This window comes from Enterobacter sp. FUJ80071, assembly GCF_038739915.1.
Lineage (GTDB): Bacteria > Pseudomonadota > Gammaproteobacteria > Enterobacterales > Enterobacteriaceae > Enterobacter > Enterobacter kobei.
In genome coordinates this window covers 2,366,366-2,387,809 of the sequence record NZ_JBBXKH010000001.1, presented here as the reverse complement: position 1 = coordinate 2,387,809, position 21,444 = coordinate 2,366,366, and the positions used below count along the sequence as shown (strand labels likewise).

General features: G+C 55.7%; 21 protein-coding genes. 5 read left to right on the top strand and 16 right to left on the bottom strand.

The window, feature by feature from the left end; all coding sequences use genetic code 11:
- Positions 1-42: 42 nt before the first annotated feature.
- From zinT to AAER43_RS11665, 8 genes are all read right to left on the bottom strand, one after another.
- On the bottom strand, positions 43-684 hold the full coding sequence (gene zinT / locus AAER43_RS11700) for a metal-binding protein ZinT (RefSeq protein WP_050863048.1): 642 nt from the start codon (positions 682-684) through the stop codon (positions 43-45).
- 52 nt (positions 685-736) lie between these two features.
- Positions 737-1,435, bottom strand: a complete 699-nt coding sequence (urtE, locus tag AAER43_RS11695) for an urea ABC transporter ATP-binding subunit UrtE (protein WP_050863047.1) — start codon at positions 1,433-1,435, stop codon at positions 737-739.
- Positions 1,436-1,444: 9 nt separating this feature from the next.
- Positions 1,445-2,242 carry an urea ABC transporter ATP-binding protein UrtD gene (urtD, locus tag AAER43_RS11690; RefSeq protein WP_023330407.1) on the bottom strand — a complete coding sequence of 266 codons (798 nt, stop codon included), beginning with the start codon at positions 2,240-2,242 and terminating at the stop codon, positions 1,445-1,447.
- A complete protein-coding gene (gene urtC, locus AAER43_RS11685) occupies positions 2,242-3,315 on the bottom strand; it encodes an urea ABC transporter permease subunit UrtC (protein ID WP_023330406.1) in 1,074 nt (357 codons plus the stop codon). The genes urtD and urtC overlap by 1 nt, the downstream gene beginning before the upstream one ends.
- The gene (urtB, locus tag AAER43_RS11680) at positions 3,315-4,889 is read right to left on the bottom strand and encodes an urea ABC transporter permease subunit UrtB (RefSeq protein ID WP_045134037.1); all 1,575 of its coding nucleotides are present in this window, start codon (positions 4,887-4,889) and stop codon (positions 3,315-3,317) included. Before urtB ends, urtC begins: the two co-directional genes overlap by 1 nt.
- A 24-nt stretch (positions 4,890-4,913) precedes the next feature.
- Positions 4,914-6,185 (bottom strand): urea ABC transporter substrate-binding protein, encoded by a 1,272-nt coding sequence (gene urtA, locus AAER43_RS11675; protein ID WP_045282099.1) that lies wholly within the window; start codon positions 6,183-6,185, stop codon positions 4,914-4,916.
- 202 nt (positions 6,186-6,387) lie between these two features.
- Entirely contained in the window at positions 6,388-7,491 is a 1,104-nt protein-coding gene (locus AAER43_RS11670) for a cobalamin-independent methionine synthase II family protein (protein WP_014883815.1), read from the bottom strand.
- A gap of 156 nt (positions 7,492-7,647) precedes the next feature.
- On the bottom strand, positions 7,648-8,061 hold the full coding sequence (locus tag AAER43_RS11665; protein WP_048996998.1) for a rhodanese-like domain-containing protein: 414 nt from the start codon (positions 8,059-8,061) through the stop codon (positions 7,648-7,650).
- Positions 8,062-8,134: 73 nt separating this feature from the next.
- On the opposite strand from AAER43_RS11665, the gene ftrA reads away from it, so the two are divergent.
- Entirely contained in the window at positions 8,135-9,142 is a 1,008-nt protein-coding gene (gene ftrA, locus AAER43_RS11660) for a transcriptional regulator FtrA (protein ID WP_050863046.1), read from the top strand.
- A 228-nt stretch (positions 9,143-9,370) separates the two neighbouring features.
- On the opposite strand, the gene AAER43_RS11655 is transcribed toward ftrA, so the two are convergent.
- Positions 9,371-9,733 carry a hypothetical protein gene (locus tag AAER43_RS11655; RefSeq protein WP_014883812.1) on the bottom strand — a complete coding sequence of 121 codons (363 nt, stop codon included), beginning with the start codon at positions 9,731-9,733 and terminating at the stop codon, positions 9,371-9,373.
- Between the two features lie 243 nt (positions 9,734-9,976).
- Between AAER43_RS11655 and AAER43_RS11650 the strand changes: the two genes are divergently transcribed.
- Entirely contained in the window at positions 9,977-10,207 is a 231-nt protein-coding gene (locus AAER43_RS11650; protein ID WP_014883811.1) for a DUF2554 family protein, read from the top strand.
- On the opposite strand, the gene AAER43_RS11645 is transcribed toward AAER43_RS11650, so the two are convergent.
- Positions 10,208-12,172, bottom strand: coding sequence for a U32 family peptidase (locus tag AAER43_RS11645; protein ID WP_050863045.1), 1,965 nt, complete (start codon positions 12,170-12,172; stop codon positions 10,208-10,210).
- An 80-nt stretch (positions 12,173-12,252) separates the two neighbouring features.
- Positions 12,253-12,780 carry an XRE family transcriptional regulator gene (locus AAER43_RS11640; protein ID WP_047344229.1) on the bottom strand — a complete coding sequence of 176 codons (528 nt, stop codon included), beginning with the start codon at positions 12,778-12,780 and terminating at the stop codon, positions 12,253-12,255.
- A 92-nt stretch (positions 12,781-12,872) separates the two neighbouring features.
- Between AAER43_RS11640 and AAER43_RS11635 the strand changes: the two genes are divergently transcribed.
- Positions 12,873-14,129 (top strand): benzoate/H(+) symporter BenE family transporter, encoded by a 1,257-nt coding sequence (locus AAER43_RS11635; protein ID WP_050863044.1) that lies wholly within the window; start codon positions 12,873-12,875, stop codon positions 14,127-14,129.
- Here the strand turns inward: AAER43_RS11635 and AAER43_RS11630 are convergent.
- On the bottom strand, positions 14,019-14,891 hold the full coding sequence (locus AAER43_RS11630) for a helix-turn-helix domain-containing protein (RefSeq protein WP_014883807.1): 873 nt from the start codon (positions 14,889-14,891) through the stop codon (positions 14,019-14,021). The genes AAER43_RS11635 and AAER43_RS11630 overlap by 111 nt on opposite strands.
- Before the next feature lie 174 nt (positions 14,892-15,065).
- Between AAER43_RS11630 and AAER43_RS11625 the strand changes: the two genes are divergently transcribed.
- Complete coding sequence (locus AAER43_RS11625) at positions 15,066-15,962, top strand: EamA family transporter (protein WP_050863043.1); 897 nt, start codon at positions 15,066-15,068, stop codon at positions 15,960-15,962.
- Positions 15,963-15,996: 34 nt separating this feature from the next.
- Here the strand turns inward: AAER43_RS11625 and AAER43_RS11620 are convergent, their stop codons facing one another.
- Both AAER43_RS11620 and AAER43_RS11615 read right to left on the bottom strand, forming a co-directional pair.
- Positions 15,997-16,671, bottom strand: coding sequence for a DUF3313 domain-containing protein (locus AAER43_RS11620; protein WP_023330395.1), 675 nt, complete (start codon positions 16,669-16,671; stop codon positions 15,997-15,999).
- Positions 16,672-16,806: 135 nt separating this feature from the next.
- On the bottom strand, positions 16,807-18,402 hold the full coding sequence (locus tag AAER43_RS11615; protein ID WP_057057681.1) for an ABC transporter substrate-binding protein: 1,596 nt from the start codon (positions 18,400-18,402) through the stop codon (positions 16,807-16,809).
- 111 nt (positions 18,403-18,513) lie between these two features.
- Between AAER43_RS11615 and pepT the strand changes: the two genes are divergently transcribed.
- On the top strand, positions 18,514-19,743 hold the full coding sequence (pepT, locus tag AAER43_RS11610; protein ID WP_045134041.1) for a peptidase T: 1,230 nt from the start codon (positions 18,514-18,516) through the stop codon (positions 19,741-19,743).
- Here the strand turns inward: pepT and tehB are convergent.
- Both tehB and tehA read right to left on the bottom strand, forming a co-directional pair.
- Positions 19,740-20,333, bottom strand: a complete 594-nt coding sequence (tehB, locus tag AAER43_RS11605; protein ID WP_045268131.1) for a tellurite resistance methyltransferase TehB — start codon at positions 20,331-20,333, stop codon at positions 19,740-19,742. The two genes, pepT and tehB, sit on opposite strands and share 4 nt — an antisense overlap.
- A complete protein-coding gene (gene tehA / locus AAER43_RS11600; protein WP_050863042.1) occupies positions 20,333-21,334 on the bottom strand; it encodes a dicarboxylate transporter/tellurite-resistance protein TehA in 1,002 nt (333 codons plus the stop codon). Before tehA ends, tehB begins: the two co-directional genes overlap by 1 nt.
- Positions 21,335-21,444: the final 110 nt, after the last annotated feature.

Below are 21,444 nucleotides of genomic sequence, written 5' to 3'. Positions count from 1 at the left end.
TGTAGGCCGGGTAAGCCGCAGCCGCCACCCGGCAATAAAGCATCAGTGGTGCAACATCTCTTCTACCACCTGCTCTTTGTACATCTCATTCGGATAATAGGTCGGCCAGTTATCCATCTCTTTCAGCAGCGCCTCGTGGGAGGTGTTGCCCATAAAAATATGGAAGTGCGAGGACGCTTTCGGCCCGATGGTATGGTCGCTGAACTGCACAAACTTCGGCGCCGTGCTGCTGGCATCCTGACACTCAAACAGATAGCGAACGCCTTTTTTGCCTGACGCATAGGTCAGAATTTTGTAGCCGCTGTAATTATAATGGCAACGGCTAACCGCTTTGCCCTTGTGGAACTCCATCACGTTATTTTCAATGCCAATGGCATCCACGTCCGTCGCATAGCCTTTACGATAATAGGCTTTCACCTCGTCGAAGGTTTTGCTTTTATCCTTCTGCGCTTTCTGTTTAAAGACCGGATCCAGCGATCCATCCAGCAGGAAAGGATAAACGGACTGCCAGGTACCGTCCCAGTCAGACAGCGCTCTTTCCTTCACGTCTTTATCCTCAAACACGCCGTTCGCCGCTTTCTGCTCCGCTTCGGTCATCTGATGACCGTGCGAGTGCGCTAACAGCTGGCCGCTGACCAGCAGCGCCCCCAGAGTCATGATCCATTTACCAGCATGTGCAGCCAAAATAACCCCCTCATTCCGTTTTACAAGAATGAGAATGTTATATTATAACATTTCAAATCGCAACCAGCCCGCGAACGCCCTCCTGCGCCATGTTTTCCCCCCGTCCACGCTGGATAATGGTGCCGCGCGACATCAGGAGATAGCTGTCGGCCAGCTCGGCGGCAAAGTCGTAAAACTGCTCGACCAGCAGGATCGCCATATCGCCTCTGTTCGCCAGCGTGCGGATCACCTGGCCAATCTCTTTTATCACCGAAGGCTGAATGCCTTCCGTCGGTTCATCCAGAATCAGCAGCTGCGGGCGGCTTGCCAGCGCACGGCCAATCGCCAGTTGCTGCTGTTGTCCGCCGGAGAGATCGCCTCCGCGGCGGTGCTTCATCTCTTTGAGCACCGGGAAAAGCTGCCAGATCTCCTCCGGTACCTGCTTCGCCTCGCGGGCGGAAAAGCGCGACAGCCCCAGCAGAAGATTTTCTTCCACGGTCAGGCGCGGAAAAATCTCGCGTCCCTGCGGGACATACGCCACGCCAGACTGTACCCGTTGGTGCGGTTTGCTGTGGGTGATCGTCTTACCCTGCCAGATGACCTCCCCGGTTTTCGCCGGGATCAGCCCCATCAGACACTTCAGCAACGTCGTTTTCCCGACGCCGTTGCGCCCCAGCAGGCAGGTGACTTCTCCGGTGGCGGCCTCAAAATTGACGCCGCGCAGGATATGGCTGCCACCGTAATACTGATTCAGTTCGTTAACCTGTAACATCTTCTCTCCTTAGCGCCCCAGATAGACCTCAATCACCTGCTCGTTGGCCTGCACCTCGCGAAGCGAGCCTTCGGCCAGCACGCGCCCCTGATGCAATACCGTCACGTGGTCGGCAATGGTTTCGACAAAGCCCATGTCATGCTCCACCACCATCAGGGAGTGCTTACCCGCCAGGGTTTTGAACAACTCGGCGGTGTATTCCGTCTCTGCGTCGGTCATCCCGGCGGCGGGTTCGTCCAGCAGCAACAGATGCGGATCCTGGACCAGCAGCATACCTATCTCCAGAAACTGCTTTTGCCCGTGCGACAGCAGCCCGGCGCGGCGATCGCGTTCGTTGCCAAGACGCAGTAAAACCAGCATCTCATCTATGCGATCGCGTTGCTCACCGTTGAGTTTTGCCCGCAGGCTCGCCCAGACGGATTTATCGGTTTTCATGGCGATCTCAAGGTTTTCCCACACCGTCAGCGCCTCAAAGACCGTGGGTTTCTGGAACTTTCGCCCAATCCCCTGACGGGCTATGGCCGCAGGCTCCAGCGCGGTCAGGTCGATCGATTGATCGTAAATAGCCCTCCCGCTTTTTGGTCGCGTTTTGCCGGTGATCACATCCATCAACGTGGTTTTACCGGCTCCGTTGGGGCCAATCACGCAGCGCAACTCGCCCACGCCGATATTCAGCGAGAGATCGGTCAGCGCCTGGAAACCGTCGAAATTGACGTTAATGGCCTCAAGCTGAAGCACCGGATCCGTCTGGTCACGGTAGCGGTCGCCGGGCAACTGGCGGGTAAATAATCCTTCCGTTGGCTGCATTATTTCTCTCCCTTACGAAACAGACCGTAGACACCGCGTGGTAAGAACAGCGTGACGGCGATAAAAATCAGCCCCAGGAACAGCTGCCAGTACTCCGGCATGGCGACGGTGAAAAAGCTCTTCGCCCCGTTCACCAGCGCCGCGCCAATCACCGGCCCCACCAGCGTGCCGCGCCCGCCCAGCGCCACCCAGATGGCGGCTTCTATCGAGTTCGTCGGCGACATTTCACCGGGGTTGATAATGCCCACCTGCGGGACATAGAGCGCCCCCGCCAGGCCACACAGCACCGCGGAGAGCGTCCAGACCAGCAGTTTGAACCCGCGCGGGTCGTAACCACAGAACGTCAGACGGTTTTCTGCGTCACGAACGGCGGTCAGGATTCGGCCAAATTTGCTTTTTGCCAGCGCAAATCCCGTCCCCAACGCCAGGAGCAGCAACAGTACGGTCGCCAGAAACAGTGCAATACGCGTGGAGGTTTCCGTCACCGAAAATCCGAGCAGCGTGGTAAAGCCGGTGAAACCGTTATTGCCGCCAAAACCGGTCTCGTTGCGAAAGAACAGCAACATCCCGGCATAGGTCAGCGCCTGGGTCATAATCGAGAAATAGACCCCTTTGATCTTCGAGCGGAAGGCAAACCAGCCAAACACCAGCGCCAGCAGCCCCGGCACCATGACAATCAGCACCAGCGCCCAGGCGAAGTGTTGGGTGCCCCACCAGAACCACGGCAGCTCACTCCAGGAGAGAAATGACATAAACGCGGGCAGACCGTCACCCGCCGCCTGGCGCATCAGATACATGCCCATCGCATAACCGCCGAGTGCGAAAAAGATACCGTGCCCAAGAGACAGCATACCGGCATAGCCCCACACCAGATCGAGCGCCACCGCAACGATGGCATAGCAGAGGATCTTACCCGTCAGCGTCAGCATCCAGGTCGATAACGCCAGCGGATGCGTTGCAGGCAGTAAGGCGAAAAACGGTAATATCAGCAGACACGCCACCAGCAGGCTGCCTGCGATCTGCGTTGTGCGTGGCGCTTTGCGCGCCAGCGTTAAGGTAAGCGGCTGGCTCATCAGTCAATAACCCTCCCTTTCAGCGCAAATAACCCCTGAGGACGCTTCTGAATAAACAGCACGATCGCCACCAGAATCACGATCTTGCCCAGCACCGCGCCCATCTGTGGTTCAAGGATTTTATTGAAAATGCCCAGACCAAAGGCCGCGGCCACGCTCCCTGCCAGCTGGCCCACGCCACCGAGCACCACCACCAGGAACGAGTCGATGATGTATCCCTGGCCCAGCTCCGGTCCGACGTTACCCAACTGCGATAATGCCACGCCGCCTAACCCGGCAATGCCGGAGCCCAGCCCGAATGCGAGCATATCGACACGCCCTGTCGGCACCCCACAGCAGGCAGCCATGCTGCGGTTTTGCGTCACCGCGCGCACGTTTAGCCCCAGACGGGTTTTATTCAGAATCAGCCAGGTAAAGAACAGTACCAGCAGCACAAAACCCAGCACCACAATACGGTTCCACGGCAGCGTCAGGTTGGCGAAAACCTGTACCCCGCCGGAAAGCCATGCCGGGTTCGCCACCTCCAGGTTCTGGGCGCCAAACGTCATGCGCACCAGCTGGATAAGCATCAGGCTGATGCCCCACGTTGCCAGCAGCGTTTCCAGCGGACGACCGTACAGATGACGGATCACGGTGCGCTCCAGCACCATTCCGATTGCCGCCGTCAGGCAGAACGCGACCGGTAAGGCGATAACCGGATAGAGCGCCAGCCACTGTGGCGCGAGGCTGGTCATGGCCTGCTGCACCATCCAGGTGGCATACGCGCCCAGCATCAGCATTTCACCGTGCGCCATATTGATGACGCCCAGCAGGCCGTAGGTGATAGCCAGCCCCAGCGCAGCCAGCAGCAGCACCGAACCGAGGGAAAGCCCCATAAACGCCTGACCCAGCAGATCGCCCCACATCAGGCGGTGCGTTATCTGGTTAAGGCTCTCTTCGGCAGCGGCGCGAACGCCGGCGTCAGGCTCGGTCTGCGCCTGGGTATACGGGGTGAGTCGGGACACTACGTCCGGATCGTCGGACTGGCCTAACAGTTCAGCAGCGTGGCGACGCACCTCCGCCTGCGGGCTTGCCAGCTGGAGATTCGCCACCGCCAGCAGCAGCGTCTGACGCGCTACCGCATCCGTTTCACGGTTTACCCGATTTTCCAGAAAAGGGAGCATCGCAGGTTGCGCATCTCGCTGCAGTTGACGGGCCGCCGCCCGCCTTTCCGTGACACTGTCACTTACCAGCTGATGCGTAGCGATAGCCGTGGCAGCAAGTACGCGCAGTCGGTTCGTCAGCCGTACCGCTTTGGTCTGCCCTTCAGTCGCCTTTGCTTCACCGAGGGGAACCATTCCGCCATTACGCTGCGCAAAAGCGTGCTTTTGGCTGTCGGTATACAGGTTTTCCTTTTGCAACGCCTGAAGCAGCGGCAGCCTGGCGGCATCCGGCGCGGCGGCCCACTGCGTCAGTAATTCCGCCTGCTGGGTGCGGCTGGCAGCAACGAAACGATCGGCATCCGATGCCTGCGCCATCCCTGGCAGCAGTCCGGTAAGCCATATAAGAGCGACGATCGTGCGCATGACGTTCATGGCTTGTCTCCCTGAGGTGATGGCTTAGTTGCTGGCAGTTTTCATCGGCTGGTCGGGCTTTTTGTCATTCCCGGCGATGAACGGACTCCACGGTTGTGCGCGGACCGGCTGTTCCGTCTGCCACACCACGTTGAACTGGCCGTTGCCTTCAATTTCACCGATCATGACCGGCTTATGCAGATGATGGTTGGTAGCATCCATGGTGAGCGTAAAGCCGGAAGGCGCTTTAAACGATTGGCCGGCCATTGCGGCACGTACTTTATCTACGTCGGTCGTGCCCGCTTTTTCCACCGCCTGCGCCCACATATGGATCCCTACGTAAGTGGCTTCCATTGGGTCGTTGGTGACGACAGTGTCGGCATTCGGCAGTTTGTGCACTTTCGCATAGGCTTTGTAATCCGCCACGAAGGCCTGGTTAGTGGGGTTGTCCACGGACTCAAAATAGTTCCACGCAGCCAGGTTACCCACCAGCGGTTTGGTGTCGATACCGCGCAGCTCTTCTTCACCGACGGAGAACGCCACTACCGGCACGTCGGTTGCTTTCAGCCCCTGGTTTGCCAGCTCTTTATAGAACGGCACGTTGGAATCGCCATTGATGGTCGAGACCACGGCAGTTTTGCCGCCTGCGGAGAATTTCTTGATGTTGGCGACAATCGTCTGGTAGTCGCTATGACCAAATGGGGTGTAAACCTCTTCGATGTCCTTATCCTCAACGCCTTTCGAATGCAGGAACGCACGCAGGATCTTGTTGGTGGTGCGCGGGTAGACGTAGTCGGTGCCCAAGAGGAAGAAGCGTTTCGCCGCGCCGCCGTCTTCGCTCATCAGGTATTCCACCGCCGGGATGGCCTGCTGGTTCGGTGCGGCACCGGTATAAAAGACGTTGGGTGACATTTCTTCACCCTCATACTGCACCGGATAGAACAGCAGGCCGTTCAGTTCCTCAAAGACAGGCAGCACCGATTTACGCGAAACGGAGGTCCAGCAGCCAAACACCACCGCGACTTTATCCTGGCTCAGCAGCTGACGCGCTTTCTCGGCAAACAGCGGCCAGTTTGAAGCGGGATCCACCACCACCGGCTCCAGTTTTTTCCCCAGTACGCCCCCTTTGGCGTTGATCTCGTCAATGGTCATCAGCGCGACATCTTTCAGCGGGGTTTCGGAGATGGCCATCGTGCCGGACAAAGAATGCATGATCCCCACTTTGATGGTATCGGCCGCCTGCACACCAAAACTCATTCCCATCGCCGCGACGGACGCGGATAACGCAAAGGCTTTTAATAAGGTACGACGCTGCATATTTTCACTCCTGAAAAAGAACGCTGTGCAAAAACGTCCGTTACGGCATGGACGCGGAAAAAAATGTGTCAGCGAAGCAGGAGCAAAAAGGATGCCAGAATGAACATTGCGCTATGGCGGGAGATTGAACGCGGGATGTAAAGAGAACGACTCAGAATGGCACAGCGCTGCACTTTTATAATGCAGCGCTAGGGCGGTGTTTTTACCAGACTTCACTGGCGATCTGTGTCACCAGACGGACTTTGTCCCACTGCTGAGTTTCACTCAGGCTGTTGCCCTCTTCGGTCGAGGCAAAGCCGCACTGCGGGCTGAGGCAGATCTGCTCTTTGGCCACATATTTTGCCGCCTCTTCCAGACGGGCTTTAACCCCTTCCGGGTTCTCCAGCTCTCCGTTTTTGGTGGTTATCAGCCCCAGCACCACCTGCTGCTTGCCCGGGCGAATAAAGCGCAGTGGCGCAAAATCACCGCTGCGGTCGTTATCATATTCCAGGAAGAAGGCATCTACGTTCACCGTACCGAACAGCACTTCCGCCACCGGCTCGTATCCCCCTTCCGAAATCCAGGTTGAACGGAAGTTGCCGCGGCAGACATGCAGCCCGATGGTCAGATCGTCCGGTTTACCTTCCAGCGCCTTGTTCAGCACGCGGGCGTAGATCTGCGCAAGCTCATCGGCATCATCGCCGCGCTCGCGGATCTGACGACGCTGATCGTCCGAACAGAGGTAGGCCCAGACGGTGTCGTCAAGTTGCAGGTAACGGCAGCCTGCATCATAGAAGGCCCGGATAGCGTCGCGCCAGGTGGTCGCCAGATCGTCAAAATAGACGTTCAGGTCCGGGTAAACCGTCGCGTCGATATCTTTGCGGCCGCCGCGGAAATGAAGCACGCTTGGGCTGGGAATGGTCATCTTCGGCTGCGCATTACCGCTGATGCTTTTCAGATAGCGGAAATCGTCCAGCATCGGATGATCGCCAAAGCCCAGCTTGCCGGTGACGCGCACGCCGTGGGCTTTGGTCTGTACCCCGTTGAACTGAATACCCTGCTGCGAATCGTAACGCTCAACCCCCTGCAGGCCATCGAAGAAATCGAAGTGCCACCAGGCACGGCGAAATTCACCGTCGGTCACCACATGCAGACCACACGCACACTGCTGCTCGACGACGTGGCGAATGGCATCGTCCTCCACCGCGCGAAGCTGTCCGGCATCTATCTCACCGCTGGCGAACTTCAGGCGGGCCTGTTTAATGGCATCCGGACGTAAAAAACTGCCTACTACATCGGCGCGGTATGGGGCGTGCTGTCGTTGCATGGAAATCTCCTCTGTCTGACGGTAATAATTGCCGGCAGTGATAATTCATTATTTGAATCTTTAGACTTCTGGATGTCTAAATGTCCAAAAAAGATGTCATACCTCACCGACTCCGGCAAACGAGAAAATTTCACGGGTGTTGAAAAAAATTCATCTTCACAGGGCGGAAACGGATCCCTGACCGGCAAACGCGTAGCGTTCATCTTCCCAGCCGGTGATCCCGCCCAGCATGATTTTGACCGGCAACCCGAGTCGCGCCAGCTTCAGCGCAGCCCTGTCCGCGCCGTTACAGTGCGGCCCCGCGCAGTAAACGACAAACAGCGTGCCGTCCGGCCACCGGGCCATGCGTTCAGCAGTAATCTGGCTCCACGGCATGTGCAGTGCGCCGGGGACATGACGTCGGGCAAATTGTTCCGCACTCCCTACCACATGCAGCAGCACAAAGTCCTGCTCATGACTGGCGATGGCATGATGCACATCGGCACAGTCGGTTTCGACACTCAGGCGACGCAGAAAATGGGTAACGGCTTCCTGCGGCTCGGCAGCCGGAAATTCAGTAACATAGCTCATGATCCTTCCTCATCTTTGGCGTTTGTGTTAACACTACTCTATCCACAAATTCAGCCCATGAATGCGCTTGCTTATGCCAGAAAACAGCAAAAAGATGACAAACTTAAGACAAGTTTCCCGCCCTCAGGTGGTGGTGCTGGCGTATGACGGCCTGTGTACCTTTGAGTTTGGCGTGGCGGTAGAAATATTCGGCCTACCACGTCCTGAGCTGGGCGACACCTGGTATCGCTTTGCTGTGGCAGGTGTGGATAGCGGAGAAATGCGGGCGACGGGCGGGATCCGCATGGTGACTGATGGTGATTTGAGCCTGCTTGAGTCTGCGGATCTGATCGTGGTTCCCGGCTGGCGGGGGCTGGACGCGCCGGTTCCCAGGGCCCTGTGCGACGCATTGCGCCAGGCCAGCGCTCGTGGATGCCAGCTGCTGTCCATCTGTTCGGGTGTGTTTGTGCTGGCCGCAACGGGACTGTTGAACGGGCGCAAAGCCACAACCCACTGGCGCTACATTGAGGCGCTTAAAGCCCGCTACCCTGACATCGACGTGGTTGAAGACGTACTCTATCAGGACGAGGGGGATATTCTGACTTCTGCTGGTAGCGCGGCGGGCATCGATCTCTGTCTGCACGTCGTCCGCCGGGATTATGGCATGGAAACCGCCAACAGCGTGGCGCGTCGGCTGGTTATTCCTCCCCACCGGGATGGTTCGCAGCCGCAACAGCTGAGCCGCCCGGTGGCACAGCTACGGGAGAGCCAGCGTCTGGGACAGCTGTTTGATTTCCTGCACAACCATCTCGTTGAACCGCACAGCGTCGACTCGCTGGCGCGTCGGGTGGGCATGAGCCAGCGTACCTTCCTTCGTCGCTTCGAGGCGGCAACGGGAACGACACCGTCGCGCTGGCTGATCAATGAGCGTCTGTTGAGAGCAAAAGATTACCTGGAAAGCAGTCGGATGAGCATCGACAGCATCGCTGAACAGACCGGTTTTGGACAGGCGGCGACGTTGCGCCACCACTTTCGTCAGCAATTTGCCCTTTCGCCGGCCCAGTACCGCAAGCAATTTTCGCGTCCAGGTCCTGCCCGCTGAGGGTTCCCCGCAACATAATACCGACACAGACGCCCCTCTCCCTGAGGGAGAGGGCTGGGATGAGGGGCACATACGCGAAATGGCAAAAAAAAACCGCCATTATCTGGCGGTAAATGCTTGCATGGATAGATTTGTATTTTGGTCTCTACGTCCCCGACGCTCCATGGTCGGGCTGCGGATCCCTTACAAACTAACACTGATTAACTTAACGAAAGCTAAACAGCTCTATTAACTCGCCTTCGTGTTGATTTGCAAATAACGCATCAGACCCTGTTCGGCGCTCTGTTTTGCTTCATCATTAATCGCTTCGAGATAAAACGAACGCGAAACACCATAGGGGGCTTTTTCAGAAGGATACACCGCAAACTGGAATACTTTTCCTCTTGCCTGATGCAGGCAATCTAATTCCCAGCGCTGATCGTCTACTTTTTTGCTATTGCAGGCTACACGCCCGTAATCGCTGGTTAAATATGAACCAACACGGGTTTCTGCGGACTGAATATATTCTGGTTCGTCATTCCCGATATAGCGAACCCCTGCCGTAGCACCCACGGCAGCCACGAGGAGCGCAAACGCGATTATTTTTTTCATTTATTAAGACTCATTCCTTAGCCAGAGAATCCCTATTATATAGGATTATCCCTAATTCAAACGCCTGTTTATGGTCCAGAAGTGGTAGTTGACAGTGCTTTAGGCGCATTTAGGATATTTCTTAAAAACAATTCTGAGCCAACACTCTTTGACATTTTCTTTGCCGTACTTTGAATTATTGAATAATAACACTAAGAAATAATCGCCATGATTATCCCCGCAACGTCACTCAGCGGTGAAACCATGATTAAAAAAGGGTTATCTCTCGTCATGCTTATTTGTGCGCTGTTTTCAGGGCAGCTTATGGCCGGGCACAAAGGGCATGAATATGTATGGGTAAAGAATGTGGGGCATCAGCTGCGGCACGAGGCCGACAGCGATGAATTACGCAGCGCAGCGGAAGAGTCAGCGGAGGGTTTGCGCGAACACCACCTGTGGCAGAAATCGCGCAAACCGGAGACGCACGTAAGGTAGTTAGCTCCCCTTACGTTTTGGCAGGGTTTTCATCAGATCGTCAGGACTGACGGAAGCGACAATGCTGCCCGGCTGCGGCATTTTGAAAATATGGTTTTTCATCTTGCCAATAACATGCATTTCGCAGGGACGGCAGTCAAACTTCAGGGTAAGGACTTCATCACCGTTGACCAGCTGCATGGGCGTCGCTTTCCAGCTCTTGATATTGCCTTTTGCCTGTTTCGGGCACAGATTGAAGGCGAAGCGGAGACAGTGCTTGGTGATCATCACCGGCACGTCGCCCTTCTCTTCATGCGCTTCATAGGCCGCGTCGATCAGCTGCACACCGTGGCGATGATAGAATTCACGCGCCTTATGGTTGTAGACATTCGCCAGGAAAGATAAATGCGTGTCCGGGTATACCGGGGCCGGAACAACTTCCGCTTTACGGCTACCGCGTGGATACTGGGCCAGACGCGCTTCATCCAGCAGCTCTGCCGTTTCACGGCGGAACTGGTTAAGCAGGCTGTTCGGCACAAACAGCGCGTCCGGCAGGTTAACCTCGATAGCGCGCGCGTAGTAAATCGTCTGCCCCAGCTTCGCCACGCCATCCTTCAGGCTGTTAAGCGCTTTTTCTGCGTTGTTTGCCACCTCGAACAGGCCATCCAGCGTATGCGTCACGCTGATGCCGTCTTCAGAGGTCATGGTCAGAATCAGCTGTTCTTCCCAGCCGCCAAGCTCGATATCCACCGCGATACGACGCTCGCTGGAGGTTTTCAGCAGCGCCTGCTGCCAGTTATGATCGAGGTTACGGTTAAGTGGCGCGTTCGGACGCGCCTTGTAGAGATCGGCAGGCATTTCATTCGGCCATACGCGATAGCGATTTTCACCGGTTTTTTCGACCGTATTAGCCCTGAAGCCCACCACTTCACGCTTAATCATCACGTTCAGGCCATCGCCATTCGCCAGCGGCTCCGTCACTTCAACATCAAGATGATCTTTCGCCACCTTCAGCACTTCACCGACCGGTAAACCGATGAACTTCGGTGAGTCGAACGCGCCGATATCGCCTTTACGGGCATTCACGAAATAGTCCGTGCTGCCACGGTGGAAGGTTTTGTCCGTCGACGGAATAAAGAAATGCTCGGTACGACCTGCCGACGCGCGCGCCAGATCGCCGCGGTCTTCGATGATGGCATCCAGCATCTGACGGTAGTGCGCGGTGATATTCTTCACGTAGCTCATGTCTTTATAACGCCCTTCAATCTTGAAGGAACGGACGCCCGCATCAATCAGCGCGCCCAGGTTGGCGGTCTGATCGTTATCCTTCATGGAGAGGAGGTGTTTTTCGAACGCCACTACGCGGCCCTGATCGTCTTTCAGGGTATACGGCAGACGGCAGGCCTGCGAACAGTCGCCACGGTTGGCGCTACGGCCCGTCTGGGCGTGGGAAATGTTGCACTGACCGGAATAGGCCACGCACAGCGCGCCGTGGATAAAGAACTCGATCGTCGCGTCTGTCGCCTGGTGGATATCACGGATCTGATTCAGGTTCAGCTCACGGGCCAGAACGATCTGCGAAAAGCCGACGTCGGAGAGGAACTTCGCCTTCTCCACCGTGCGGATATCACACTGGGTACTGGCGTGCAGTTCAATCGGCGGAATATCCAGCTCCAGAACCCCCATGTCCTGAACAATCAGGGCATCGACGCCGGTCTGATAGAGATCGGCGATCAGTCGTTGCGCAGGCTCCAGCTCATCATCATGAAGAATGGTGTTCAGGGTCACGAACACTTTCGCCCCGAAACGGTGGGCGAACGGCACCAGGTCGGCAATATCGCGCAGGCTGTTGCTGGCGTTATGGCGGGCACCAAAGCCAGGGCCGCCAATGTAGACGGCGTCCGCGCCGTGAAGGATCGCTTCGCGGGCAATGGCGGCGTCACGGGCCGGGCTTAAAAGTTCAAGATGATGGGATTGCAGGCGCATACTTCGTCGTTATCCGTTATGGTCAAAATGGCGGCTATTGTAGTCAGAAGTCTACGACAGCGAAACAGTTTTGCGTAGCCTCAGCGGGGATAATGGATCAGAGAGTGAAAATGCACCGGCCGGTCGCTGCTGTTGCGGTAGGCATGCGGTTTATCACCGGCAAAACGGACGCCCGAGTCGGCATAAACCGTCCGCCATTCGCCGTCGATTTTCATCTCCAGTTCTCCGCTAATGACCACCACATGTTCAATAACGCCCGCCTCATGGGGCGTGGATTCGCTCAGGGCACCCGCCGCCAGCGTAATAGAGAAATGATCGAACCTCAGGGTCTCATCCCACGGAAAGAGCGGTTTGACGACCATCGCCTGCTGCTGGGGATCAAACACAGCCTGCCTGTCTGCCTCTGGCGTGATGAACGCGGAAAACGGAACGTTCAGCCCGGTGGCGATTTTCCACAGGGTCGATACCGTCGGGCTGGATTCATTGCGCTCAATTTGGCCGAGCATCGCTTTCGACACGCCGGCCTCGTCCGCCAGCTTTGACAGGCTCCAGCCGCGGGCCTGACGCAGTATTTTCAGTGTTGCTGCAAGATGTTGTGTGATGTCCATGTTCCCTCCTGGTGCCGATGATCATACCACTTGTACGCTATAACGCACAGTGCTACCGTAATACGGACGTTATAACGCACAACGGAGTTGCCATGCGCCCTTCCTCTCATCTTATTCCAGTCACACTGGCTGGATTTGTCGCCGTCCTGGTGGGTTATGCCAGTTCGGCCGCCATTATCTGGCAAGCCGCCGCCGCGGCAGGTGCCAGCGCGCAGCAAATCGCGGGCTGGATGACCGCGCTGGGGATTGGGATGGGGGTCAGCACGCTGGCGCTCTCCTGGTGGTTTAAAGCGCCGGTACTGACGGCCTGGTCAACCCCCGGGGCCGCCCTGCTCGCCACCAGCCTGCAAGGGGTGACGCTGTCTGAAACTATCGGTGTGTTTATCTTCGCTAACGCGCTTATTTTACTCTGCGGTATTACGGGGCTTTTCGCTCGTCTGATGACGCTGATCCCCCATTCGCTCGCGGCCGCCATGCTGGCAGGCGTGCTTCTGCAGTTTGGCCTGCACGCGTTTGCACATCTTGACGGCCACTTTCTGCTGTGCGGTAGCATGATTGCCGCGTGGCTGCTGGCAAAAGCGCTGGCGCCGCGCTATGCCATCGTGTTTACGCTGCTGGCAGGTGGTCTCGTGGCATGGATAAGTGGTGACGTTGCCACCGATAAAGTCAGCCTCTCCGTTGTGATGCCTGAGTTTATTGCCCCCGACTTTACTTTTACCAGCCTGGTGAGTATCGGTTTGCCCTTCTTCCTGGTGACCATGGCCTCACAGAATGCGCCGGGCTTCGCCACGATGAAAGCCTCCGGCTACTCGCTGGCGGTCTCACCGCTCATCATCGTTACCGGTGGCCTGGCGCTGCTGCTTTCCCCCTTTGGCGTCTTCTCCATCTGCATCGCGGCCATTACCGCCGCCATCTGTCAAAGCGCTGATGCCCACCCGGATACGACTAAACGCTGGCTGGCGGCCATTGCAGCCGGTGGGTTTTATCTGCTGGCTGGAGTTTTCGGCGGGTCTATTACCGGGATCATGGCTGCACTGCCGCTGAGCTGGATCCAGACCCTGGCGGGGCTGGCGTTGCTTGGAACCCTCAGCGGGAGTTTATTTCAGGCCCTGAATCATGAAGCCGAACGTGACGCAGCCATCGTCACGTTTCTGATGACCGCGAGCGGCGTCACCCTTCTGGGCATCGGTTCGGCATTCTGGGGGCTGGTGCTGGGCGGGATATGCTATGCCCTGTTTTCACGCGCTCGCCGCGCGCAGCTGGGACGGCGTCATACCCATCACGCTGCGAAAACGGTTACTGAAGTGGCTGGCGGAGTTAAATCCGCAGGCCAGCGCGATGTCCGTTAGTGGCATTGCGCTATGCTGCACCAGGTTTTTTGCTTTTTCCATGCGTCGCTGCATCACGTACTGATGCGGTGCCAGCCCCGTCGACTGGCGGAACATGCGGGCAAAATGGTATTCGCTGAGGGCTGCCTGCGCCGCCAGCTCGGCCAGGGTTAACGGCTGGCCAAGATGCTCTTCTATGAAGGCCAGCACGTTGCGCAGAACGAAAGGCGATAACCCGCCGGTGACGACCGGCAGCTTCCACTGAACGTTGGAGTAGTTTTGCAGCAGATGGGTCATCAGCAACGTGGATGCTGTACTCAGGGTGAGCTGATTGGCCTGCTGCTGCCAGTCGCAGCCAAGTAAAAACTGGCGATACAGCGCGGTGATCTTCGGGTCACTGCCAAAAATGCGTTCGTCCAGCGTCAGCGACAGCGGCCGCTTATCCCAGATTTTTTCGCCCACGTCGCGCAGGTGTTCATCGGTGCAGTAGAGATGGACAAACGACAGGTCATCACGGATATCCCACGTCGATTCACTCTCTTTCGGCATCAGGCAGAAACGGTCCGGTCCCCCGCCGTTCTTCCAGCCGCCCGGCGTTTTTTGATAGCTCTCATAACCGTCGGCCACGTACAGGCTCAGGGTGTGATGATTGCTTTTAACCGTTATCGTATCGTGCTTGTTGTACCACGCCGCCAGTTGAATACCCGAGTTCAGCGAGACCGTCTCCCGCAGGACGGCATTCTGCTGACTAAGCGTTTCAAAGGTATCGTAAGCGTGAGACATAACCGTTAGCGCGTGAGTGATCGAACTGTCAGTCTAAGAATTGTTGTTCCCCGTTGCCAGTCCCCCGGAGAGAAAAAAGCGCAAGATTTTGCAAGTCTGCCGCAAGCCGGTGAAAGCCCACGGCGCATTTCAGCGCCATACTGCGGGCTTTCGTGGTTTGAGAAGAGAAATGATATGAACGCATTATTATACGGACTGGTCGTGGTCATCTGGGGAACCACCTGGATTGCCATTTTCCTGCAGCAAGGTCCCGTGGCGGCCCCGGTGTCGATTTTCTGGCGTTTCGCCGTGGCCAGCGCCACGATGATGGTGGTGTTACTTGTCCTGCGTCGACTGCGTAAGCTGGCGCTACGGGATCACCTTTTTTGCATGCTTCAGGGATGCTGCGTTTTCTGCTTTAACTTCTGGTGCTTTTATACCGCGGCCGCGCACATCAATACCGGGCTGGAATCAGTCATCTTCTCCATGGCGGTGCTCTATAACGCCATTAATAGCTTTATTTTCTTTGGGCAGCGCCCGCCCGCGCGTTTCTGGACGGCGGCGGCATTGGGTCTGGTCGGGATTATTACCCTTTTCTGGGACGATCTGCTTGCCAGCGGCTGGAGCGTATCGCTTCTGACGGGCATTGGGCTTTCTGCGCTTGGAACCTATGGTTTCTCGCTGGGCAACATGATCAGCATGCGCCATCAGCGCAGAGGCCTGGAAACCATGACCACCAACGCCTGGGCGATGCTTTACGGTACGCTGGTGATGGGCTGCATTGCCCTCTTCAGAGGGGACAGCTTTACCCCGGAATGGACGGTGAGCTACATCGGCGCACTGCTCTATCTGGCTCTGTTTGGTTCGGTGATTGCTTTCGGCGCTTACTTCACGCTGGTCGGGCGTATTGGCCCCGGGAAAGCGGCGTACAGCACGCTACTCTTCCCGCTGGTAGCGCTCTCCATCTCAACGGTGTATGAGGGCTACGTCTGGCATCTCAACGGTATCGTCGGTTTACTGCTGATTCTGGGCGGGAATATGGTGATGTTCACTAAACCCGAAACCTGGTTCAGGCGTTTACGGACGGCGTAAAAAAACGGCCTGCAATCTGCAGGCCGTGCATGATTTATTTTGCTGTTTTATGCACATCAAACATGGTGGCATCTGTCGCCATATCATCCACAACCTGCTTCAGCGTCGCAAAGGTCATTGGCGTACTTTCGTTGCTCAGCTCTTTACCTTCGCCCTTACGAACCACCTTCATCACCGGTTTGTTGGTGGCTGCGTCGATCAGCTCACCTTCAAAGAAGAGATGGGTATCCATGGTGCGATGGCCGGTTGCCATCTGCGTCCCCGCCACTACCAGCGCGACAGGCACCACTTCGTAGAACTGCAGGCCTTCTTTCTGCGAACTCACCCCTGTAATGGCACCCCGGAAAATCAGGCTATGTTTACCTGGTGTCGCCACTATAGGCTTACGAGTACCAATAGCCGTTTTCATTTTGGTATTGGTGTAGTTCAGCAGCTCATCAAGGGTTTTCTGCCCAATCTGAGTGGTCGGTTTAGGCGTAGGGTAATAGGTAATCGGCGTCCAGATAATACTGTCGTAATTCGCTTCGTTATAATTAGGATCGACCCAGCGCAGCGTCGGTTTGCCCGTCGCAGATGTCGTCTGTTGCAAGCCGGAGTAATCTTTTAAAAAGCCTGAATATTGTTCGGGGGCGGCGACTTTTGAAGAACAGCCTGCCAGGGCCAATAAACCAGTAAGCACTGCAACTTTAAAAAAAGTTTGAGTACGCATGATAGTTTTCCATGTTATCTGCAAGTATGCATTTGAAGTTATAGCAAAAGTCAGGCGGGTTTGTTGTGACAAAAAATGATGTAAGTAGCACAAATTGCAAAAAGAAGGCCCGGCTTCATACCGGGCAGCGAAAAATTACGGATTGATATCCACCTGCCAGAAGATATGTTTGCCAAACGGATCGATTTCGTAGCCTTTCACCTCCTTGCGCACCGGCTCGAAAATCGTTGAGTGGGCAATCATGACCGCTGGCATCTGGTCATGCATCATCTGCTGGGCCTCTTGATACAGCGCCACACGTTTATCGTGATCGGTTATCGATTTTGCTTCGGCGATGAGGTTATCAAACGGTTTATAGCACCATTTCGCCGAATTGGAGCCGCCATTTGCCGACGTACAGGTAAACAGCGGACCAAAGAAGTTGTCAGGATCGCCCGTTGCGGTCGTCCAGCCCATCAGCGCAGCCTGATGCTCCCCGCCCTTCACCCGCTTGAGGTATTCTCCCCATTCGTAAGTGACAATGTGGGTTTGTACGCCGATTTTCGCCCAGTCAGCCTGAATCATCTCGGCCATACGTTTCGCATTCGGGTTATAGGGCCGCTGCACCGGCATCGCCCACAGGTCAATGCTCACGCCGTTAGCAAGACCCGCCTCTTTCAGCAACGCTTTTGCTTTTTCAGGATCGTACGCGTAATCCTTTAGCTCGCTGTTGGCGCTCCAGACGCCGGGCGGTAACAGATTTTTCGCGACGGTTCCGGTGCCGTGGAACACCGCGTCGATAATGGCGGGCTTATTGATGGCCATCGCCAGCGCCCGGCGGACGTTCACATTATCCAGCGGCGGTTTTTGCGTATTAAACGCCAGGAAACCGGTATTCAACCCGGCTTTGCTCATCAGGTTAATATTTTTATTGGCTTTCATGCGCGGCAGGTCCGCCGGGTTCGGGAACGGCATTACCTGACACTCGTTCTTTTCAATTTTGGCAGAACGTACGGAGGCATCCGGCGTGATGGTAAACACCAGCCGGTCCAGCTTTGATTTGCCCTGCCAGTAGTCGGCAAACGCCTTGAACAGGATGCGGGAATCTTTTTGATACTGCGCCAGCTTAAACGGCCCGGTGCCGATCGGCTCCATATCCACCTTCTCCGGCGTGCCTGCTTTCAGCATCGCATCGGCATACTCGGCAGAGAGAATCGAGGCAAAATACCAGGCCAGATCGGCGACAAACGGCGCTTCCGGGTGTGCCAGGGTAAAGCGCACGGTGTGGTCATCGACTTTATCAATGGCGGTTATCAGGCTGCCAAACTCCAGGCTTTCAAAGTTGGAGTAGCTGCCGTTAGAGACGTTGTGATAAGGATGATTGACGTCTTTCTGGCGCATAAACGAGAAGATCACGTCATCGGCGTTAAAATCCCGGGTCGGCGTGAAGGATTTGTTGCTCTGAAATTTCACGCCCTGGCGCAGATGGAAGGTGTAAACCTTACCGTCATCGCTCACCTCCCAGCGCTCTGCCAGGCTCGGCACCAGTTCTGTGGTGCCGGGTTTGAAATCGACCAGCCGGTTATAGACCGGTACGGCGCTCGCATCCACGCTGGTGCCTGAGGTATATAACTGAGGATTAAAATTTTCCGGTGACCCTTCGGAGCAATACACCAGCGTTTTCGCGGCAACGGAGGAACTGACCGTAAGCGCAGCAAGTGCCAGCATTAATGTTGTGCGTTTGCTTGTCATCATTTATTCCTGTCTTTTTAATTCGACGGCTAATTAATTCTTTTGCCATTTCATAAATAACATTAAAGTGATGTGGCAAACACCCGAAAAATAAATAAGGAAGAAAACACTATGGGCACGCCGCTTTCCAGACAATTAACACATCGCTTTTTCCGCTATCTCGCCATTACCAGTCAGAGCGATCCCAGCGTCAAAACCTTACCCTCAACACCGGGGCAGCACGAGATGGCACGAGAGCTGGCGCAGGAGCTGGCACAGCTGGGTTTAGACGACATTGTGATCGACGAATTCGCCACGGTAACGGCGGTTAAAAAAGGTAATGTACCCGGTGCACCGCGCATTGGATTTATTACTCACATTGATACCGTGGACGTGGGATTATCGCCGGATATTCATCCACAAATATTAACGTTTACCGGTGAAGATCTCTGTCTGAATAAAGAGAAAGGGATCTGGCTACGGGTAAGTGAGCATCCGGAAATTCTGTCTTACCCGAATGAAGAGATTATTTTCAGCGACGGTACCAGCGTATTAGGCGCAGATAATAAAGCAGCGGTGACCGTGGTCATGACCGTGCTGGAAAACCTGACCGCCGAGCATAAACATGGCGACATTGTGGTCGCGTTTGTCCCCGACGAAGAGACTGGCCTTAAGGGGGCAAAAGCGTTAGATCTGAAACGCTTCGACGTCGACTTTGCCTGGACCATCGACTGCTGCGAGCTGGGGGAGATTGTCTATGAGAATTTTAATGCAGCAGCCGCTGAGATCCGCTTTACCGGCGTAACGGCGCACCCGATGTCTGCTAAAGGGGTGCTGGTAAACCCGTTATTAATGGCGACCGACTTTATCAACCAGTTTGACCGCCAGCAAACGCCAGAGTGCACGGAGGGCCGTGAAGGCTACATCTGGTTTAACGGCATTCAGGCCGGGCAGAACGAGGCCGTTCTGAAGGCCAATATTCGGGACTTTGACAAGGACAACTTTGCTTCCCGCAAGCAGCAGATTGCTGATGTCGCCGCACGGATCGCCGCCCGGTATCCGACGGCAAAAGTGGACTATCGCATTGAAGATACTTACAGCAATATCAGCAATGCGATTGGCGAAGACAGGCGTGCCATCGATCTGATGTTTGCGGCGATGGAATCACTGGGTATCACCCCAAAACCGACGCCGATGCGCGGCGGTACAGACGGCGCAGCGCTCTCGGCAAAAGGGTTGCTCACCCCGAACTTCTTCACCGGCGCGCATAACTTCCATTCGAAGTTTGAATTCTTGCCGCTGTCGTCGTTCGAGGCGTCTTACCACACTGCCCTGCAACTCTGCCTGCTGGCCGCGCGTTAAGCAGACTTGCGCGCCAGCATCGTAGCAAAGCGCAGCTTGATGCGGTTGCCGTGTTCATCGGTGCGGTGCAGTTCGCCAACCTCTTCGTTGTATTTGAGCAACTCCCAGCCTTCATAATAGTTGCTCAGTTCACCGCTTTTAAACGCAAACGGGAAGCCGACGGTGCACGGATAATCCGCCGTGTCCATCGCGGCAACGATCAGGTTATAACCGCCAGGTTTGGTGCAACGCTGCATATTGGCGATAAGACCCGGAATGGTTTTTGCCTCCAGGAACATCAGCACCACGGTAGACAGAATAAAGTCATACTCGCCGTCAATGCTCAGGTTGTTGAGATCCTTGATGGCCGAGTGAAGATTCTCAATGCCTTCTGCCGCTTTGATGCGCTCGATATTATCGATGCTCATCGGATTTTTATCCCAGGCAGTGACCTCGTACCCGTTGGCCGCCAGATAAAGGCTGTTACGGCCATTGCCACAGCCCAGATCCAGGGTTTTACCCGGTTTCACGATCCCCGCGCTGTACACCACCTCTGAGTGTGTACGGGTTAAACCATATTTCTCTGTGAAGTAATTTTCATCGACGGACATTATTTTTCCTCAGATTGCATAAGCAGTGCTTTTTCAGTGCGCAGCAGAAGTTTGCCCTGAAGCAGCAGAATAAAAGTACGGACCAACAGGATCCCAATGATGACGTTGGTGAAGATAAAAAGCGGTACGGCAATCACGTGGAAAAAGCCCGACGGGCTGCTGTGCCCCAGATGCAGCCCGGTGGTTGCCAGTGCGGATATACCAAAGGAGAAACTCCAGAAAGAAGCATTAAACGGCTGGGATATGTACCAGGGCAACAGACGCAGCATAAACAGCAGTTGCAACAGGCCATAACCGAACAACATTTTGGCAAAGGTGTCGGCTTCACCGCCGTTAACGCTAAACCAGGCGCTACAGGCCACCAGCGCGGGCGCAAGCTGAATCCCCAAAGAGGTGCGCTGCGCGGTCGGAAGTTCTCCGGCACTGCGAAGGCGCTGAAGTATAACCGGCTCCAGGCTGAGCCAGGAGAAGACACCCGCCCCCAGGAACACGAAACCGGCGTCGTTAAACCCCAGGGCGCCGCACGCCATGGCGCTAATAAAATTATTCGCCACGGTTGGCAAATATAAACCCGGCGTCGTGGCTTCTTGCGGATGGTTGCCACGCCAGAGTCCCGCGCTTTGCCAGGCGGAATAAGACAGCTGTGTCACCACCCCCACGCCAAAAAGCACGACTGAAATCGGGCGGCACCAGGGCACAAAACCGATGGCGACCAGCATCGTCGTCGCCGGAAAAAGGCTGACAAAGCTACTCATCACCGGATGCCTCATCTCTGCCAGCACGCTGCGCGGGAAACGGATCGCGCGGATGATAAAGGCCACCGTCAGCAAAAACCAGCACGTAACGGCAAGGGCCACCAGAGCATCACCCGGCCACCGTGTCACCGGCCAGAGCGTGCTGGCGTATCGCCAGGCGAAACCCATGCCAATGATGCCAAGCACCATGCCAAAATACCCAGCGGGCAAGTTAAGCACTTTCTGTGGGGGATTGAGTTTATCCATTAATTTTAATTTTTAAAATGTATTTTAAATGCCATTTTAAGGGGTTTCCGCAACGGAAGCCAGCACAACGAAAAACCAAAAGTTTGCTACGTTTAGTGAAGACGCTTATC

Bases quoted from the DNA above. Each gene is read 5' to 3' on its own strand.
- AAER43_RS11635 (WP_050863044.1), top strand. From the start codon at position 12,873: ATGCGCCCTTCCTCTCATCTTATTCCAGTCACACTGGCTGGATTTGTC.
- AAER43_RS11625 (WP_050863043.1), top strand. From the start codon at position 15,066: ATGAACGCATTATTATACGGACTGGTCGTGGTCATCTGGGGAACCACC.
- AAER43_RS11650 (WP_014883811.1), top strand. From the start codon at position 9,977: ATGATTAAAAAAGGGTTATCTCTCGTCATGCTTATTTGTGCGCTGTTT.
- tehA (WP_050863042.1), bottom strand. From the start codon at position 21,334: ATGGATAAACTCAATCCCCCACAGAAAGTGCTTAACTTGCCCGCTGGG.
- urtE (WP_050863047.1), bottom strand. From the start codon at position 1,435: ATGTTACAGGTTAACGAACTGAATCAGTATTACGGTGGCAGCCATATC.
- AAER43_RS11645 (WP_050863045.1), bottom strand. From the start codon at position 12,172: ATGCGCCTGCAATCCCATCATCTTGAACTTTTAAGCCCGGCCCGTGAC.
- AAER43_RS11655 (WP_014883812.1), bottom strand. From the start codon at position 9,733: ATGAAAAAAATAATCGCGTTTGCGCTCCTCGTGGCTGCCGTGGGTGCT.
- tehB (WP_045268131.1), bottom strand. From the start codon at position 20,333: ATGTCCGTCGATGAAAATTACTTCACAGAGAAATATGGTTTAACCCGT.
- urtD (WP_023330407.1), bottom strand. From the start codon at position 2,242: ATGCAGCCAACGGAAGGATTATTTACCCGCCAGTTGCCCGGCGACCGC.
- AAER43_RS11670 (WP_014883815.1), bottom strand. From the start codon at position 7,491: ATGCAACGACAGCACGCCCCATACCGCGCCGATGTAGTAGGCAGTTTT.
- AAER43_RS11665 (WP_048996998.1), bottom strand. From the start codon at position 8,061: ATGAGCTATGTTACTGAATTTCCGGCTGCCGAGCCGCAGGAAGCCGTT.
- AAER43_RS11630 (WP_014883807.1), bottom strand. From the start codon at position 14,891: ATGTCTCACGCTTACGATACCTTTGAAACGCTTAGTCAGCAGAATGCC.
- pepT (WP_045134041.1), top strand. From the start codon at position 18,514: ATGGGCACGCCGCTTTCCAGACAATTAACACATCGCTTTTTCCGCTAT.
- urtA (WP_045282099.1), bottom strand. From the start codon at position 6,185: ATGCAGCGTCGTACCTTATTAAAAGCCTTTGCGTTATCCGCGTCCGTC.
- AAER43_RS11620 (WP_023330395.1), bottom strand. From the start codon at position 16,671: ATGCGTACTCAAACTTTTTTTAAAGTTGCAGTGCTTACTGGTTTATTG.
- ftrA (WP_050863046.1), top strand. From the start codon at position 8,135: ATGCCAGAAAACAGCAAAAAGATGACAAACTTAAGACAAGTTTCCCGC.
- urtC (WP_023330406.1), bottom strand. From the start codon at position 3,315: ATGAGCCAGCCGCTTACCTTAACGCTGGCGCGCAAAGCGCCACGCACA.
- urtB (WP_045134037.1), bottom strand. From the start codon at position 4,889: ATGAACGTCATGCGCACGATCGTCGCTCTTATATGGCTTACCGGACTG.
- AAER43_RS11640 (WP_047344229.1), bottom strand. From the start codon at position 12,780: ATGGACATCACACAACATCTTGCAGCAACACTGAAAATACTGCGTCAG.
- AAER43_RS11615 (WP_057057681.1), bottom strand. From the start codon at position 18,402: ATGACAAGCAAACGCACAACATTAATGCTGGCACTTGCTGCGCTTACG.